Source organism: Burkholderia sp. Tr-20355 (genome assembly GCF_017104685.1).
GTDB classification, from domain to species: domain Bacteria; phylum Pseudomonadota; class Gammaproteobacteria; order Burkholderiales; family Burkholderiaceae; genus Burkholderia; species Burkholderia seminalis.
Window position 1 is genome coordinate 44911 of record NZ_JAAGPK010000008.1, and the last position, 17347, is coordinate 62257.

Annotated in this window: 14 protein-coding genes; 10 read left to right on the forward strand and 4 right to left on the reverse strand. The window is 61.9% G+C overall.

The window, feature by feature from the left end:
- The first annotated feature begins 22 nt into the window (after window positions 1-22).
- Both G3N62_RS03200 and G3N62_RS03205 read left to right on the forward strand, forming a co-directional pair.
- Window positions 23-4696: an RHS repeat-associated core domain-containing protein gene (locus tag G3N62_RS03200; RefSeq protein ID WP_124670908.1), complete on the forward strand. Its 4674-nt coding sequence runs from the start codon at window positions 23-25 to the stop codon at window positions 4694-4696.
- 1 nt (window position 4697) lies between these two features.
- Window positions 4698-5084: a hypothetical protein gene (locus tag G3N62_RS03205; protein WP_124670907.1), complete on the forward strand. Its 387-nt coding sequence runs from the start codon at window positions 4698-4700 to the stop codon at window positions 5082-5084.
- A gap of 572 nt (window positions 5085-5656) precedes the next feature.
- On the opposite strand, the gene G3N62_RS03210 is transcribed toward G3N62_RS03205, so the two are convergent.
- Window positions 5657-6688, reverse strand: a complete 1032-nt coding sequence (locus tag G3N62_RS03210; protein ID WP_241012830.1) for an IS256 family transposase — start codon at window positions 6686-6688, stop codon at window positions 5657-5659.
- Window positions 6689-6919: 231 nt separating this feature from the next.
- Between G3N62_RS03210 and G3N62_RS03215 the strand changes: the two genes are divergently transcribed.
- On the forward strand, window positions 6920-7237 hold the full coding sequence (locus tag G3N62_RS03215) for a hypothetical protein (protein ID WP_049035666.1): 318 nt from the start codon (window positions 6920-6922) through the stop codon (window positions 7235-7237).
- 85 nt (window positions 7238-7322) lie between these two features.
- Here G3N62_RS03215 and icmH read toward each other — a convergent pair whose 3' ends face one another.
- The 3 genes from icmH to tssJ all read right to left on the reverse strand — a co-directional run bounded on the left by icmH (window position 7323) and on the right by tssJ (window position 10162).
- On the reverse strand, window positions 7323-8105 hold the full coding sequence (gene icmH / locus G3N62_RS03220; RefSeq protein ID WP_034187530.1) for a type IVB secretion system protein IcmH/DotU: 783 nt from the start codon (window positions 8103-8105) through the stop codon (window positions 7323-7325).
- Window positions 8102-9448: a type VI secretion system baseplate subunit TssK gene (gene tssK / locus G3N62_RS03225; protein WP_124670906.1), complete on the reverse strand. Its 1347-nt coding sequence runs from the start codon at window positions 9446-9448 to the stop codon at window positions 8102-8104. The genes icmH and tssK overlap by 4 nt, the downstream gene beginning before the upstream one ends.
- Before the next feature lie 102 nt (window positions 9449-9550).
- Window positions 9551-10162 (reverse strand): type VI secretion system lipoprotein TssJ, encoded by a 612-nt coding sequence (gene tssJ / locus G3N62_RS03230; RefSeq protein WP_034187528.1) that lies wholly within the window; start codon window positions 10160-10162, stop codon window positions 9551-9553.
- 372 nt (window positions 10163-10534) lie between these two features.
- On the opposite strand from tssJ, the gene G3N62_RS03235 reads away from it, so the two are divergent.
- The 7 genes from G3N62_RS03235 to tssG all read left to right on the forward strand — a co-directional run bounded on the left by G3N62_RS03235 (window position 10535) and on the right by tssG (window position 17331).
- Entirely contained in the window at window positions 10535-11164 is a 630-nt protein-coding gene (locus tag G3N62_RS03235; RefSeq protein ID WP_034187527.1) for a tetratricopeptide repeat protein, read from the forward strand.
- 46 nt (window positions 11165-11210) lie between these two features.
- Window positions 11211-11726 (forward strand): type VI secretion system contractile sheath small subunit, encoded by a 516-nt coding sequence (gene tssB / locus G3N62_RS03240; protein WP_006484395.1) that lies wholly within the window; start codon window positions 11211-11213, stop codon window positions 11724-11726.
- A 15-nt stretch (window positions 11727-11741) separates the two neighbouring features.
- The gene (gene tssC / locus G3N62_RS03245; protein WP_034187526.1) at window positions 11742-13232 is read left to right on the forward strand and encodes a type VI secretion system contractile sheath large subunit; all 1491 of its coding nucleotides are present in this window, start codon (window positions 11742-11744) and stop codon (window positions 13230-13232) included.
- A gap of 71 nt (window positions 13233-13303) precedes the next feature.
- Entirely contained in the window at window positions 13304-13807 is a 504-nt protein-coding gene (locus tag G3N62_RS03250; protein ID WP_034187525.1) for a type VI secretion system tube protein Hcp, read from the forward strand.
- Between the two features lie 62 nt (window positions 13808-13869).
- Window positions 13870-14355, forward strand: coding sequence for a type VI secretion system baseplate subunit TssE (gene tssE, locus G3N62_RS03255; RefSeq protein ID WP_034187524.1), 486 nt, complete (start codon window positions 13870-13872; stop codon window positions 14353-14355).
- A gap of 76 nt (window positions 14356-14431) precedes the next feature.
- Window positions 14432-16267, forward strand: coding sequence for a type VI secretion system baseplate subunit TssF (tssF, locus tag G3N62_RS03260; protein WP_034187523.1), 1836 nt, complete (start codon window positions 14432-14434; stop codon window positions 16265-16267).
- Window positions 16231-17331, forward strand: coding sequence for a type VI secretion system baseplate subunit TssG (gene tssG, locus G3N62_RS03265; RefSeq protein ID WP_034187522.1), 1101 nt, complete (start codon window positions 16231-16233; stop codon window positions 17329-17331). The genes tssF and tssG overlap by 37 nt, the downstream gene beginning before the upstream one ends.
- Window positions 17332-17347 lie beyond the last annotated feature (16 nt).

Sequence of the window (17347 nt, forward strand, 5' to 3'; positions counted from 1 at the left end):
AACGAACTGAACGAAGAACGACATGGCACAACAACTTCCGCCGGGCGCAGAGAAGGAACAGGCCGTTACCTGGCTCAGCGATGTTTCTCCGAAGGATGTCGCCGCGGTCGGCAACCGCTTCGATGCGTGGTTGCGCAAGATCAGCGGCAACCACATCACGTTCGAGGACGTGAAGACGTTTGCCGGTGCGGTACCGATCATCGGCAACATCATGGCAATGGTCGACGCGCTGGGCGATATTGCCGAGATCATCGAGAAGCGCGGCGGCCAGGTGCTCGACTACATGAGCCTTGCGATCAACCTGCTTGGCATCATCCCGGTTCCGCCGACGCTTGCGCCTTTCCGGATGTCGGCGCGCCCGCTGCTTGCGCTCGTTCGCCACGAATTGCTGATGACGCGCAACAACCTCGGCGCGGCGATCATCTCCGTGCTGGTCACGCATATCAACGCGACTTGCGCGACCGAGATCGAGGATTTTCTCAACAAGCTGAAGTCCGGCCTCGTCGAACTGCTCAACGGATGCGCATCGACGTGCCAGGAGCTCATGCTCGCGCTGGCGACCGGCATGGACAAGGCGCTGCACGGGCAACTCTTCGACGCCAACGCGAATCTGAAGCGACAGCAGGAGATCGCAAAGAAGATGGCGGACGAGCGGCCGTGGTACAGCCCGAGCCGTGTCGGCGACGGCATCCAGTTTGCGTACGAGGGGACCAAGGCGCTGGGAAAGAAGGTTGTCAACAAGACGGCGGGCACGGTGGCGAAGCTCGCGCCGGATGCGTGGCTCGAGCCGTTTCGCGGCACGGTGACGTTCCTTCGGACCGAAGCGCCGAAGATCGCGGCGTCGATTCGTTCGCTTGCCGGCAGCGAAGAAGGCAAGATGATGTGGCTGGTCTTGCAGCTGATCGAGGCCGTTGGCCGCGTCAAGGCGCGCGCGAAGCTTCATGAGCAGAGTACGGACGTCAAGGCGAACGGGAAGAGCCAGGCGAAGAAGACGCGGGAGCAGGAAGGGCTGGAGAAAGTCGACGGACAAGCGCCGGTCGAAGGGGCGGGGAGGAGCACGTGCAAGGCGTGCGGGCTCGGGGCATCGGAGGCATCAATCGATTTCGCGTTCGGCGACGAAACGTTCTCCCACGTGGATTTCGACCTGCCGGGCGCCATGCCGCTCGTTTGGGAGCGTACTTATCGTTCTCGTCTGTCGGCTTATGACAATGGCGAACTGGGTGCGCGATGGATCACGCCCTATACGACGCGCATTGACATCAAGAACGGTCAGTGGATCTATCGCGATGCGGAAGGGCGCAGCATCGAGTATCCGGCACTCGCGGCCGGCGCGGTGCACGATGATCTGTCGGAGAACCTGACGCTGTCGCGGCTCGACGATACATGGGTGACGATCGCATACGGCCATGCCGTGCTGCATGTGTACGAGCGTCGCGGCGACGTGTTCCGTCTCGCGATGCAGAAGGACCGTGCCGGCAACACGATCACGCTGGACTACGATGCGCTCGATCGCCTGGCGCGTCTGATCGATTCGAGCGGCAATGTGCTCGCGTTCGAGCACGATCGGCATGGCCGGATCGTGCAGATCGAACACGTGCTCAAGGATGGTGTTCGTCGCACGCTGACGAGCTACGAATACGATGCCGACGGCGATCTCGTGCGCGCGGTCGATCGCCACGGCAATGCGCGGACGTATCAGTATCGCCGTCACCTTGTGACGCGCTATACCGATCGCACGGGCCGCGGGATGACGCTCGAATGGGATGGCGCGGATGCCGAGGACAACGCAAACGCGAAGTGCATTCGCGAATATGCGGATGACGGCAGCCTCGATCTCCGGCTCGCATGGAATCCGAACATCCGTCTGACCTACGTGACCGATGCGCTCGGACAGATGACGCGGTACTACTTCAACATCCACGGTTACGTGTATCGGATCGTGTATCCGGACGGTAACCAGGAGTGGTTTCGGCGCGATGCTCATCACAATCTGGTACTGCACATCCGGCAGGATGGCAGCATCGAACGGAGTGAATACGACGCGCGCGGCAATTTGGTCTGGCAGGAGCGGGCGGACGGTAGCGTCGTCGAGATGGCATACGACGACAAGGATCAGATGATCCGACTCGTTGATCCGAACGGACATGTGTGGCAGCGCAAGTACGACGACGCGGGCAATCTCGTCGAGGAGATTGATCCGCTCGAGCACTCGACGAAGTACATCTACAACGACAAGGGATTGCCGACACAGATCACCGATGCGAAGGGTGGGTCGAAGGCGCTGGAGTACAACGATGGTGGGCGGTTGACGAGCTTCACGGACTGCTCCGGAAAGAAGACGGAGTGGCGCTACGACGATATCGGGCGCGTGATTGAGGCAAAGGACGCATCGGGGGGCGTGGTCGCATATGACTATGGCCCGAACGGCCAACTCACGGCAATTCGTTCACCGGCCGGAGTTGCGTATGTGCAATACGACGCCGAGGGGCGTTTGTTGCGGCATACCGATCAACTCAATCGATCGATGCGATACAGCTATGACGCGGTTGGCCGGATGGCGAGCCGCACGGATGCGCTCGGGCGGACGCTTGCATTTCGCTATGACCGTCTCGGTCGCTTAGTCGCGCTGACTGATGCGAACTTTGCAACGTACCAGTTTCACTATGATCCGGCGGGGCGGCTGATCGAGGAAATCGGCTTTGACGGCAAGTCGACGCGCTATGAATACGACAAAGAAAACGGCAGGCTTGTTTCTGTGGACACAGCGGGTTGCGTGATGTCGGTTGATGTCGATGCGATTGGCCGTGTGATGAAGCGTGTCGTGGGGGAATACGAGGAACGGTTTGCCTACGACCCAAGCGGCAGGTTGATCGATGCGGTGAACCGATACAGCCGTGTGCAGTCCTTCTTCGATCCGGTTGGTAACCTTGTGCGCGAACATCACGCTTACGATCTGTTCGGGGAACGGCGCAGCTACGTGTGGCACCACGAATACGACGAACTTGGCAACCGACGACGTACCGTGCGGCCAGATGGTCATGCGGTCGACTGGTTGATGTACGGTTCCGGACACGTGCATGGAATGCAACTCGATGGTGAGGAGCGGGTGCAATTTGAGCGCGATGACCTTCATCGCGAGACGGTGCGCGTCCTGTCGAGCAAGGTCGGGCAGCGTACGCACTACGATCTTGCGGGACGTTTGCTTCAGCAGACGATTCAGCGGTCGACGGCACCTGCACCGCTTGCCGAGCGGCGGTATCGCTATGATGCAGTGGGGCAATTGTCTCGGATCGAGGACAGCCGTAAGGGCGGGACCGACTATCGATACGATCCAGTCGGGCGGTTGATCGAAGCGATCAGTCCGGTTGCGAAGGAGCGGTTTGCGTTCGATCCGGCGAACAACATCATCGATCCGACTACGTCTGCGGAGGCGCCAGCATCCCGTCCAAGCCCGGTGCGACCGGAAAGCACGTTGCCGGTCGAGGTGCCGAAGGTGCTCGGTAACCTGCTGAAGGCGTATGCGGGAATGCACTTCGAGTACGACGCACGCGGGAATCTGGTGCGCAAGCGTACGCCTGCGGGCGAGCAGGAGTATGAGTGGGATGAGTTCAATCGTTTGCTGTCGGCGCGGGTTGCGGAGACATCGCGGCAGAGTCAGTCACGGTATTTCTACGACGCATTCGGTCGCCGGATCGCAAAGGAGGTGAACGGCGAGCGCACGGTGTTCGGGTGGGATGGTGACACACTGGCGTATGAGAGCGATGGCGAGTGCGGTACGCACTATATCTACGAACCGGGGACGTTTGTGCCGCTGGCGCAGTATGTGTCTGAGCCAGTCTTGGGAATCGAGACACCGGGGTGGGAGAATACCGACCGCTATGTGCCAGAGGAAGATCCGCTGCAAAAGATGCCGGAGCGGCGAGGCGGCGCGACACTGTTCTATTACCACTGCGACCAGATCGGGACCCCTCAGTTGTTGACAGATGATGACGGTGACGTCGTGTGGGAGGGGGCATATAAGGCGTGGGGAGAGGCGCGAGAGATTATTGCGCGTGTATCGACAGCGGCAGGAATTGCGCCGAGAAATCCGCTGCGGTTTCAGGGGCAGCAGGTTGATGAGGAGACGGGGCTTCACTATAACCGGCACCGATACTATGATCCGAGTAGCGGACGGTTCATTAGTAAGGATCCGATTGGCCTCATCGGCGGCATTAATGTCTATCAATACGCACCCAACCCGATAGGCTGGATCGACCCACTTGGGTTAAAGAAATGTCGCCCTTGTCCGGAGGATTGCGAGAAAATTCTTTCGGAGTCAGGCCGTAAATTCGGACCGTATAACAATGTTCCGGCAGATTCGCATCACGTAATACAAAACGCGGCTATGAAAGGCGTCCCAGGATACGATGATGCTGCTGCGAACGCTGCACCTTCGGTGCAATTGGCGGGGCCGTCACACGAAATTGGGTCGGAGCATTATGTTGCGACACAATCGCAGCGTCAGAGAGGTGTCGGCGGTACATATGCAGCGGAGCGTCGGGTTGCATACCGGGCGCTACGCCGAGCTGGTTTTTCTGCAGATGAAACTCGCTGCCATGTAATGCGAGCTGACAATTATTTCTCCAGTATGGGCGTTACGGCTGATACGCCGACTCGGGTGCCAGGGAATAGAAATAGTTCAACTAGGAGGTGGTAGTGTGAGCAAATGGATTACAGATGATATGATTTTGGAGATGTCCAAAATATGTGAATGCTTTTCGAAAAATATTTTCGAAAAATTGGTTTCGGATGGAAATTTTGATGCCAAAGAGTCGGAGGGAGTTAAGAGGAATATTTTGGAATATCTGTGCGGGGATATTCTGGATGAGAATGCGCTGAAAAGGATTGGAGTCCCTGATCGAGGCTACATCGTTAGTCACGTGAAGTTGTATGAAATTGATCCGGGGGCGCCATCGGAGTCCAGTAAGAGGGTGCAACTCGATCTAATAATAGATGGCGTTGAAAGTGACCTTACTCTTGTTATGCATGCATATAAAATGGCTGAAAAGGATAGGATTTTGATTTACGATGCTCTAACTTTGTAGGGTCGGTTTGCTGCTGAATGAGAGTGAGGCTTTGCGTTTCCGTGTTATTCTTTTTCGACGGGGCGTGCAGTCCCTCAGTTGAGGCGAGGTGATGTTGATACGTATCGATTGGCGTGAATTGTATGTTGATGAGTAAAAAATTTCGATATTGATGCAAGGTGGGTCATCTTCGCTTCTTTTTTTGATTGGTTCGGAAAGGGGAGCAGATGATTGCGTACGATTTCGATTCGGACCTGATCGCCATATTATGTCTATTTGGCTAGGGAGTCTGATGAAGAAGATGGTGACTTCGTAAGTGTGGCGATCACGGAATTCGTAGTATCTTGCCCAAATTTCAATCGGCAAAAAGTATAGATGTGGGATGCAGGTTTCAAGTGGTGTTTAGGAGGAGCGCGCGGGGGTGTCAGGATTTCCGTGTTCAAGGCGGGTGGAGCAATTACTCGGAACGCCGGATGAATCGATCTGCGTAAAGGATAGCGAATTGGTTCATGGCGGTCTTCCAGTCATGCGCGGCACTTCCCCAATTCGCGGTGATGTTGCGCAAGGCCAGCCAGATGAGCTTGGTGGCGGCCTCATCGGTCGGGAAGTGACCACGGGTCTTGATGATCTTGCGCAGCTGCGAGTTGATATTTTTCAATCGCGTTCGTCGTGTAGATGATCTTGCGCCCGCCCGGCGGAAACGCGAAGAACGGGATCACGCGATCCCAGGCGTTGCGCCACGCGCTACTGACGGTCGGGAATTTCTGGCCCCACGGGCCATTCGCAAACGCATCGAGTTCGGCCTGAGCAGCTTCCGCGCTGGGCGCGGCATAGATCGGTTTGATCGCCGCGGCCAGTCCTCGGCGGTCCTTCCAACTGGCGTAGTCCAGGCTGTTGCGGATCAAATGGACGATGCAGGTTTGCAGCGTCGTGGCCGGAAATACTGCTGCCAGGGCCTCGGGCATGCCCTTCAGACCGTCGGTCACGGCGATCAAGATGTCGTGAACGCCGCAAGTCTCCAGATCGTTGAGTACCTTCATCCAGAACTTGGCGCCCGCGGTGTTCTCGATCCACAGACCCGGGATCTCCCACGTGCCGTCGGGCAGCACGCCCAGCGCCAGGTACACCGCCTTGTTGCGCACGACGGCGTCTTCGCGAATCTTGACCCGCAGTGCGTTGAAAAACACCACCGGATACATCGGCTCAAGCGGCCGGGCCTGCCAGGCGGTTACTTCGGCCATGACCTCGTCGGTGACCGAGCTGATGAAGTCGGGTGAGACCTCGGTGCCGTACTGTTCCAGCAGGAAGCCCTGAATCTCGCGCACGGTCATGCCCCGGGCATACATGGCGACGATCTTGTTGTCGAAGCCCGTGAAGCGCCGTTCGTGCTTGGGAATAAGGATGGGGTCGAAGCTGCCTTCGCGGTCGCGCGGCACCTCGATGCGAATCGGACCGTCTTGGCACCTTTGCCGTTGCGCTGATTCGTGGCGTTGGTCGGTTTGGCCGCACCGGCGGGGTAGCCGAGATGATGATTCATCTCGCCGCCCAACGCCCGTTCGATCAGCGCCTTCTTGAGCGCCAGTGTCGCGGCATTGATGGCTTCGGCCGTCATCGGACCGTTGCAGAACCGCTCAAGCAGCTCGGCCGGAATCGCCGGCAGAGCCGCCGGCTGGGCTTTCGGTTTGCAAGGCATACACTCTCCTTGAGAGCATGTTATGCCTTAAACACGAAATTCCTGACAGGCCCCAACAACGCGCGCTGAGCAATCTCAGGGCCCCGGATTCGGCATAATCACGGCTTGCCACCGTGGCCTCACGATTCCAGCAACGCCTTCCCTCCGTTCAACCGCAATACCTATGTCGACCACCTACGCGACCACTGCGTCGCTGCAGCACATCCTCGAACACCCTGGAGATTTTTCCGGATGGCTCTGCCTGCCGCCGACGCCGTGGACGCTCGATACCGAGGGCGAATTCGCCGATGACGCTGACCACGCCGAAGGCACCACTCCACCCGCAGCCGCACCACACCCCGACTGGCGTGTCACGCTGAACAGCGCGACGATCGAGGACATCGTGATCAACGCACATGACCAGGTCGACGAACCGAGCATCGCGCAACTATTCGACGCATTCGTGTTCTACGTCGACAACGAAGAATTCATCCTGCTCTGAAGGCGCTCGCCACGCGCCACAGTAAAAAAGGACCGCCGAGCGGTCCTTTTTCCATGCAGCATCAACGTCGAACGAAGCCCGCCCCTCAAGGCAACGAAATCGTCAAATTAGCCGACTCCGGCCCGACCTTGATCACCTGCGAATAAGGCGCCAACGCCTGCAGCGTCTTGTCCTTGAGATAAGTATTGAGCCCGAGGTACCCGAGCAGTGCCACGAGTGCAAACACCGCCCCGATCGCCCAAACCGGCACCTCACGCTTCAACCGATGCGCGATCTGATCCGGCAACGGCCAATGCGGCGCGAACGGCGCCCGCTTGCCTTTCATATGCGCGATCTCATCGCCCAGCCGCGCGGTGAGGTAAGCGAGCTTCTCCGGCCCTTCGAGCAGATACTTGCCCTGGAACCCGAGCAGCAGACACATATGAAACACCTCGAGCGACTGCAGCCGCGCCGCGCCCTGCGCACGGCAATCCTCGAGATACTGATAGAACTTCTCGCCCGCGAGCTGCTCGCCGAACAGCACGAGCTGCAGCGGCCGGCGTTCCCAGTCGGCCCGGATCTTGAACTGCGACGACAGCACCATCTCGTCGATCGCGGCGCAGAACGCGAATTTCGCGCCGTAGACGTCCTCGGCAGCGATATTCAGCTTCTTCGCACCGCGCTCGAAATCCGACAGGAACTCCTGGATCCGCGTGCTGAACTCGCTCGCGCTGTCCGGTTCCCGCCCGTTCTTGAGCAGGAACAGCATGAAGAAGCCGTCGTACAGCAAATCGAGCAGCGAACGCGCCTGGAACGCGGAGTCCGTCGACGCCGGGGTATGCATGGGTGCCGGCGCGTTGTCGCCGAACAGGGAAGGCGCGTAGCTCATGATGTGACCGCGATCAGTTCGAATTTCAGGTCATTGATGCCAGTCGGCGCATAGATCATCGCGGACTGGGCCTGCAGCATGCGCTCGTACAGCGGGCTGCGCGAATCGAGCGCGAAGTAGCACGCGCCCGGCCGCACCGGAATCGCGGGCGGCACCTGCGGCGTGTACGACAGCCGCACGCCGGGCATCGCCGACAGCACGAGCTTGTCGACGTCGTCGGGCGCGCCGACCTTGAAGCGGGCCGGCACGGCATCGACGAGCTCGACGCTCGGCATGTCCGCGGACACGGCCAGATAGAACTCGGTCTTGTCGTCGATCTTGCCGGAGTCGAGGCGGCCCAGGTGGAACGACGGACGTACCTCGTCGAGCGTGATCGCGAAATAGCGCGTCGAGATCACGGTGTCGAGCAGCTCGCGCAGCATCAGGTCGAGACGCGCAAAGCTCGGCCCCGGATCGTCGTGGCGGTAGACGGGCAGGTCGGCGAGCGAATAACCCTTCGAGAACGTCATCAACTGGCCCGCGAGGCGCAGCAGTTCCTGGAACAGCCGCTCGGGATGCAGCGCCGCGTGCTGGTGCAGGTGCGCGAGCGTCGCGAATGCGGCGTTCGCGGTGTGCAGCAGCCAGAACGATGCGATGTCGCCCGAGCGGAACTCGATGATGTTCTTCGACGGCTCGCGGTGGAAACCGTACAGCGCGTTCACCTTCGCCTGCAGCGCGTCGACGAGCTGGCGCAGCCGCTGGTGCAGGATCGGCGATGCCTCGATCGCGAGGCACGGCGGCACGAAGCTGTCGTCGATCTCGAAACCGGAGGTCGCGGTGCGGCGCACGCGGACGAGCGGCACCGACAGCAACTGGTCGCGCGGTTCGCTGTGCGCGATCAGTTTGACCTGCGTCTTCAGGAGCGTGATGTCGGCTTCGGCGGCATCGGTGAAGTTGTCGGCGACGCTCGTCTGCTCGCTGACGAAGCGCGTCATGAAGCCGGCGGCCGGATCGTCGCTGTAATTGGTGCCGTTCTCGCGCAGCGGGTGCAGCGCGAGATAGAACACGAATTCGTTGATGCCCTCGGGCAGCGTATCCAGCGCGATCGGCGGCGGCAGGTCGTCGGCCTGCGGCGCGGCATACAGCGCACCGTCCGGAAACACGAGCGCGAGTTCGGCGACCCGCAGCACATTGCTGCCGAGCGCGTCGCGATCGATGCGCACCGAGCGCACGCCCCAGTTGTACGGCTGGATCGCCTGGATGGACTCGAACAGGCGCGCCTCGTGGTACGCGTCCTGTCGCTGAAAGTGTTGAGGCCGGAGGAACAGCCCTTCCCCCCACAGCACCTTGGCCGAATAACTCATGTCAAATCCGGTTAATGTGGCGTTGCGATGTAATCGATTTGGTCGTGCCCGAATTAAATCGCCAATTGTTAACTCTTGTTAATTGACATTCGTGCGACATGTTTAACCGCAGGACACTGAAGACAGCATATTCAGCGGTTGTGACGGCGCACCCTGCTGCGGTGCAATGACGGTGCCATCGGTGACCGTCATCGCGCAATTATGCAGGCCGATGATTATGCCGGATTTCTCCGACTTCACCGGATCGAACGTCAGTTTCCATCGCTGGAGTGCGGGATCGCGGAACAGCGCGACGATGCCGAACGCCTGCGCCTCGCGCGAAACCTTCTCGGTCGCCGTATAGCGCTGGCCCGGAATCAGCGTGATTTCACGTACGTTCAGCAGGTCGGCGCCGAGTGCGGCCTTTTCCTTGGTCGGATCGGTGAAGGCGTCGAACGGCGCTTGCTGGAACGACGTCGGGTCCTTCAGCGTATAGAGCCGCACGACGAGCGCGAGCGGCTTGTTGTCGGTCGCGGCATTCAGGTTCGGCGCCGCGGCGAGCGTGATGCCGAGGTTGCGCGGCGGCTTTTGCGCGTCGGGTACCTCGGGCTTGCCGATGCCGGCCGCGGACATCACGGCGCTCGCGGCCGAGCCGAGCAGCGGGGCGGCCGCGCATCCGGCCAGCAGGGCGCACGCAACCAGCGGCAGCGCGTAGCGAATCATGGACGATCTCATGTGTTTCCGGCGTGCCGCCTTTATCCCTGTCAAGACTGCCAGGTATTTCCGCGATCGCTGCGAATCCCCGGCGTTACATTGTTCAACTATTAAGCGCGCCGGCGTCTCGGCGGGCATCCGGAAATTTTTTCCGCCGCCCGGGCGGCGCGTCGTGCGACCAGTAAAACTTGCGCATTCCGGCCGAAAGAAAAACCGCCGCGAGCCTGCGGCGATAGGCCATTCGAGGGGGTAGCGCCCGGTTTTAAAAGGAATTACTCTTCACACGACGATTGAATTATGAAAAATTGATCGGTACTATACCCGCGCGCTTCTTGCAAAGCAAAAGAACCAGATTCTCAACGATTTAAAACTCACGCGCCGGTGGAAATAACGATGAAAGACCGTCTCTTCGCAAAACTGTCTGGGGTAGTAGTGGCTTGCGGCGTGATCGCCGGTTGTGCGAGCCAGCCTCCCGCGCCGCCGACTGCCGAGGTGTTCAACAAGTCGCTGGCCGATGCAGACGCCGTTGCGAAGGCGGGGGACCAGGACAAGGCGCTCGGCCTTTACCAGCAACTCGCGAAGTCGGATCCGACGCGCGAGGAGCCGTGGTCGCGCATTGCGCAAATCCAGTTCGCACAGAACCACTACGGCCAGGCAATCGTTGCCGCGCAGGAAGCGCTGCAGCGCGACGCGACCGACCGTCAGGCGAAGAGCGTGCTGGCCGTGGCCGGCCTGCGGATCGCGACGCAGTCGCTCGGCGAGCTGCGCCAGGATGCGTCGCTCGCGGGCGACGCGAAGTCCGATGCGCAGGCGCTCGCGAAGCAGCTGCGCGACACGCTCGGCGAATCGGCGCTGTTCCCGCCTGAAACGAAGGTCGTGAAGCCGCGCCCGCCGCGCCGCGTCGTCCATCGTCCGAAGGGCGTTGCCGCACCGGCCGCCGAAGCGGCGGCAGCCACCACGCCGACGCCGCCCGCCACGCCGCAAAAGGGCAGCGCCGATCCGTTCGGCGCACTGCGCAACTGAAACCGCAACTGACGCGATAACCACAACTAACCTGGGAGCCGTCGAGATGGCCAAGAAAGAAAGCATTCAGAAAAGCTTGCAGAAAATTCGGCCGCCGCGCGTCCAGCTGACCTACGAGGTCGAGAAGGGCGATGCGATCGAGGTGAAGGAACTGCCGTTCGTCGTCGGGGTCGTCGGCGATCTGGCGGGCCAATCCGAAATCGAGCAGCCGAAGCTGCGCGACCGCAAATTCGTCAACATCGACCGCGACAATTTCGACGACGTGATGAAGGCGATCGAGCCGCGTGCCGCGTTCCAGGTGGAAAACCGCCTGAGCCCGGAAGGCGGCAAGTTCGCGGTCGACCTGAAGTTCCGCTCGCTGTCGGATTTCAGCCCGGACGAAGTCGTCGAACAGGTCGAGCCGCTGCGCCGCCTGCTCGAGGCGCGCTCGAAGCTCGCCGACCTGCGCAACAAGCTCGCCGGCAACGACAAGCTCGAGGATCTGCTGTCCGAGGTGCTGAAGAACACGCAGCAGCTGCAGGAGCTCGCGAAGGGCACCGGCGGCGACAAAGACGGCGAATGACGACGGAGTGTTGAGATGAACCAGCAAACGGCTGCGGCCCAAGCGAGCGGCGCGGAATACGCCGCCGGGACTTCGCTGCTCGACGACATCGTCGAGAAGAGCAAGGTCGCGAAATCCGATTCCGAGCATGCCCGCGCGAAGGACCTGATCGGCGAACTCGCGCACCAGGTGCTCGACGGCACGGTGATCGTGTCGGACAACCTGTCGGCCACGATCGACGCGCGCGTCGCGGAACTCGACCGCCTGATCTCCACGCAGCTTTCCGCAGTGATGCACGCGCCGGAATTCCAGCGCCTCGAGAGCACGTGGCGCGGGATGGACTACCTGGTCAAGGAAAGCAACACGGGCCAGACGATCAAGATCAAGGCGCTGCACGCCCCGAAGCGCGACCTCGTGCGCGACTTCAAGGGCGCGAGCGAGTTCGACCAGAGCGCGCTGTTCAAGAAGGTCTACGAAGAAGAATTCGGCACGTTCGGCGGCTCGCCGTTCGGTGCGCTGATCGGCGATTACGAGATCTCGCGCCAGCCGGAAGACCTGTACTTCATCGAGCAGATGTCGCGTGTCGCGGCGGCTGCCCATGCGCCGTTCATCGCGTCGGCGTCGCCGGAGCTGCTCGGCCTCGAGTCGTTCGCCGACCTCGGCAAGCCGCGCGATCTCGCGAAGGTGTTCGACACGGTCGAATACGCGAAGTGGAAGTCGTTCCGCGACTCGGAGGATTCGCGCTACGTCGGCCTGACGCTGCCGCGCTTCCTCGGCCGCCTGCCGTTCAATCCGAAGGACGGCCAGACCGCGGAGCGCTTCAACTTCGTCGAGGACGTCGACGGCACCGAGCACGACAAGTACCTGTGGTGCAACGCGGCGTGGGCCTTCGCAGCCCGCCTGACGGCTGCATTCGACGACTTCGGCTGGTGCGCGGCGATTCGCGGCGTCGAAGGCGGCGGCCTCGTCGAGGATCTGCCGACCCACACGTTCAAGACGGACGACGGCGAAGTCGCGCTGAAGTGCCCGACCGAGATCGCGATCACCGATCGCCGCGAGAAGGAACTGAGCGACCTCGGTTTCATCCCGCTCGTCCATTGCAAGAATTCCGATTACGCCGCGTTCTTCGCCGCGCAGTCGGTGCAGAAAGCGAAGAAATACAGCACCGACAGCGCCAACGCGAACGCCGTCCTGTCCGCCCAGCTTCAATACATCTTCTCGGTATCGCGTGTTGCGCACTACCTGAAGGCGATGATGCGGGACAAGATCGGCAGCTTCGCCTCGGCGCAGAACGTGGAAACATTCCTCAACCGGTGGATTTCGCAGTACGTGCTGCTCGACGACAACGCGTCGCAGGAGCAGAAGGCGCAATTCCCGCTGCGCGAGGCTTCCATACAAGTGTCGGAGATTCCGGGGAAGCCGGGCTCGTATCGTTCGGTCGCATTCCTGCGCCCGCACTTTCAGCTCGACGAACTCTCGATTTCTCTGCGACTTGTCGCTGATCTGCCCAAATCGGCAAATTCATAAGCGAGCAAAATCGCCCGGGCGGGCCGCCTGGGTAGGACGTTAAAACCACCTCTTTGGGGAGTAGAAGGGCCATGTTACACATTCACTTGCAATTTGGTAGCCCGGCAGTCAAGGGCGAGTCGGCTGACAAGGACCATCAGGGCTGGCTTGAGCTGAAGTCGTGGGATCACTCGATCGTGCAGCCGCGTTCGGCAACGGCGTCGTCGGCCGGCGGCCTGACGCAGACGCGGTGCGAACACGGCGACATGGTGTTCTCGAAGGAAATCGATTCGTCGAGCCCGCTGCTGTACCAGCACGCGTCGGGCGGCACGACGTTCGACGAAGTGACGATCCATTTCTCGCGCGCCGACGGTGAAGGCAAGCGCGTGCAGTATCTGGAAGTCAAGCTCAAGTACGTGATCATCTCGAGCATCGCGCCGAGCGTCCGCGAGGAAGGCCTGCCGATCGAGACGTTCTCGCTGAAGTACGCAGCCGTGCAGTGGAAGCAGACCCAGCAGAAGATCGGCGGCAACCAGGGCGGCAACACGCAGGGCGCCTGGAGCCTGACGAAGAACGACAAGACCTACGCGGTCTAAGGTCGGTTGCGGCAACGGGGCGCACGGCGTCCCGTTGCCGTTTTCGCTGTGCACGCCGGCTGATGAAACGATTCGAACCCAGTTTTCTCGACAAGCTGTTCGACGACGAACCGCACCTGCCGGCCTCGGCAGCGATGCGGCAATTGTCGCTGGACGAGCTCAAGAACACGGTCGCCCGCGACGTCGAGGCGATCCTCAACACGCGTATCGCGCATACCGAGAGCGAGCTGGCGGCGCTGCCCGAATGCCAGAAGTCGGTGCTGACCTACGGGCTGAACGATTTCGCGGGGCTGAGCCTCGCGAGCCACTACGACCGCGCGTTCATCTGCAAGTCGATCCAGCAGGCCATCGCGCGCCATGAGCCGCGCCTGCAGCAGGTGCAGGTGACGTTCGAGCTGAACGAGCAAGCCACCAACGCGCTCTATTTCGCGATCCAGGCGCTGCTCGTCGTGCACCCGGCCGAAGAGCCGGTGAGTTTCGACGCGATGCTGCAACCGTCGACGCTGCAGTATTCCGTCACGCGCGCACGCGCCGCGAGAATGCAGTAAATCAAGCCGCCGAGCGGGCCGGACCGCCCGGTGGTTGATCAGGTCCGGCAGGAAATATTGAGGTTCGGGGTCGTCGATGGAAGAATTGCTGCCGTATTACGAGCGCGAATTATCGTTTTTGCGGCGCTATTCGCGAGATTTCGCCGAACGCTATCCGAAAATCGCGGCGCGGCTCGCGCTGTCCGGCGAGCATTGCGAGGATCCACACGTCGAGCGGATGATCGAGTCGTTCGCGCTGCTCGGCGCGCGCATCAACAAGAAGCTCGACGACGACTACCCCGAGTTCACCGAAGCGCTGCTGGAAGTGCTGTATCCGCACTACCTGCGGCCGTTCCCGTCGTGCTCGATCGCGCAGTTCACGCCGGCTTCGCCCGGTCAGCAGACCGAACCGGTCGTGATCGAGCGCGGCACCGAGCTGAAGAGCCGTCCGATCCGCGGCGTGCAGTGCCGGTTTCGCACCGCCTACGACGTGACGCTCGCGCCGATCCGCATTTCGGAGGCCCGTTACACGCCGGTCGCGCTCGCGCCGAGCGCGACGGTGCTGCCGTCGAACGCGACGGGCGTGATCTCGATCACGTTCGAATCGCTCGCCGCGCAGCTCGATCTCGGCGCGCTGAAGCTGTCGACGCTGCGCGCGCACCTGCACGGCGAGCAGTCGTTCGTCGCCGCGCTTACCGACTGCCTGTTCGTCAACGTGCTGGGCGCGTATGTCGAGCCGGAACGCAACGGCCGCTGGACCGCGCTGCGCAAGCTGCCGATCGCGCAGGCCGGTTTCGACGAAGACGACGCGCTGATCGACTATCCGGCGAAATCGCATCCCGCGTATCGCCTGCTCACCGAATACTTCGCGTTCCCCGACAAGTTCGATTTCGTCGATTTCGACCTCGCGGCGATCACGCGCGCGTCGGGCCGCTGCCAGCGCGCGACGCTGCATCTGGTGCTGCAGGACGTGCGCAGCGATTCGCACGTCGCGCGGCTGCTCGAGCTGCTGACGCCGAGTCATTTCCGGCTGTTCTGCACGCCGATCGTCAACCTGTTCCGTCAGCACGGCGAGCCGATCCGCGTCACGCATCGCGCGGTGTCGTATCCGGTGATTGCCGAGGCGCGGCGCGCGTTCGCGTACGAGGTGTACTCGATCGACTCGGTGAAGCTCGTCAGGCAGCAGGCGCACGAGGAGTCGGTGATCGAATTCCGGCCGTTCTACTCGCTGCATCATGGTGAATCGGCGCGGATCGGCCACTACTGGTTCGCGCGCCGCAACGACTGGGTCGCGCAGAAGAGCCCCGGCTACGAAACCGAAATCTCGATCGTCGATATCGACTTCGAGCCGACGTCGCCGCAAACCGACACGCTGAGCCTCGACCTCACCTGCACGAACCGCGATCTGCCGGCGATGCTCGCGTTCGGCCTCGAAGGCGGCGACCTGTTCCAGGAGGGCGGTGCGCAGACGAGCGGCATTTCGATGCTGCGCCGCCCGACGCAGAGCGTGCGCTTCGAGCGCGGCCGCGCCGCGCACTGGCGGCTCGTGTCGCATCTGGCGCTCAATCACGTGTCGCTGGTCGCGCACGGCCTTGCGCCGCTGAAGGAAATGCTGACGCTGTACGACCTGCGGCGCACGGCCGTGTCGATGCGCCAGATCGACGGCCTCGTCGGGGTCGAGCAGCGCGGCGCCGTGCAGTGGCTGCCCGGCAAGCCGTTCGCGACCTTCGTGCGCGGCATCGAGATCCGGCTCACGATCGACGAGGAGCACTTCGTCGGCGCGAGCCTCGCGTCGTTCGTGCGCGTGCTCGACAGCTTCTTCGGGCTGTACGTCCATCTCAACAGTTTCGTTCAATTGGTCGTCGTGTCGAAGCGCACCGGCGAGGAGATCATCCGATGCAAGCCCCGAACCGGCGAATCGATCCTGGCGTAGTCGACGCGCTGCTCGACGAGCCGCACCGCTTCGAATTCTTCCAGGCGGTGCGCGTGCTCGAAGGGCTGTTCGCACGGCAGGCGTCGGACGCGCCCGGCGCATGGCGGCAGGGCGACGTGGTCGCGCAGCGCATCGAGTTCCGCAATACGCTGTCGCTCGGTTTTCCGCCGAGCGAGATCGAAGGTGTGCGCTCGTTCGACGACGGCGGCGCGCTGCTCGATTCGGGCGAGCAGCGTACCGCCGCGCTCGCGGCCGGCGAGCTCGGCCACGTCGAGCTGACGCCCGCGTTCTTCGGGCTGCTCGGCGGCCAGGGGGCGCTGCCGCTGCATTACACCGAGCAGATCGTCGCGCGGGAGTACCTGCGGCGCGATCATGCGGCGCGCGCGTTCTTCGACGTGTTCTCGAACCGCGCGACCGCGCTGTTCTACGCGGCGTGGAAGAAATACCGGCTGCCGTTCCATTACGAGCTCGATCGCGACGAGCGCTATCTGCCGCTGCTGCTCGCGATCGCGGGCGTACCGAGCGACGAGGTGCGCGACAGCCTCGCGGCCGGCCCGGGCGGCGTGCTCGACGAAGCCGTCGCCGGTTACGCGCTGGCCGCACGGCACCGGCCGATGTCGGCCGCGTACCTGCAGCGCGCGCTGTCCGATTACTTCCGCGTGCCGGTGAAAATCGACCAGTTCGTCGGCAAGTGGTACGACGTGCCACCCGACCAGTTGAGCGTGCTCGGCGAAGTCAACGCGGTGCTCGGCGCGACGGCGCTCGTCGGCGAACGCGTCTGGCAGCGCGACATGCGCGCACGGATCGTCGTCGGTCCGCTGTCCAAGCGCGATTACGAGGCCTTCCTGCCTGGCGGCGCGCACGCCGTCGCGCTCGAGCGGATGCTGACGCTGCTCGCCGGCGTCACGCTCGAATACGAGGTGAAGCTCGTACTGAAGCGCACCGAGGTCGGCGCGAGCGTGCTGGGCGCGGGCTCGCGGCTCGGCTGGGATGCATTCCTCTGCACGCGCGACGCGATCGAGGACCGCTCCGATGCACGCTACGAACTGCACGTGATTCATTGATTCCGAACGACAACAA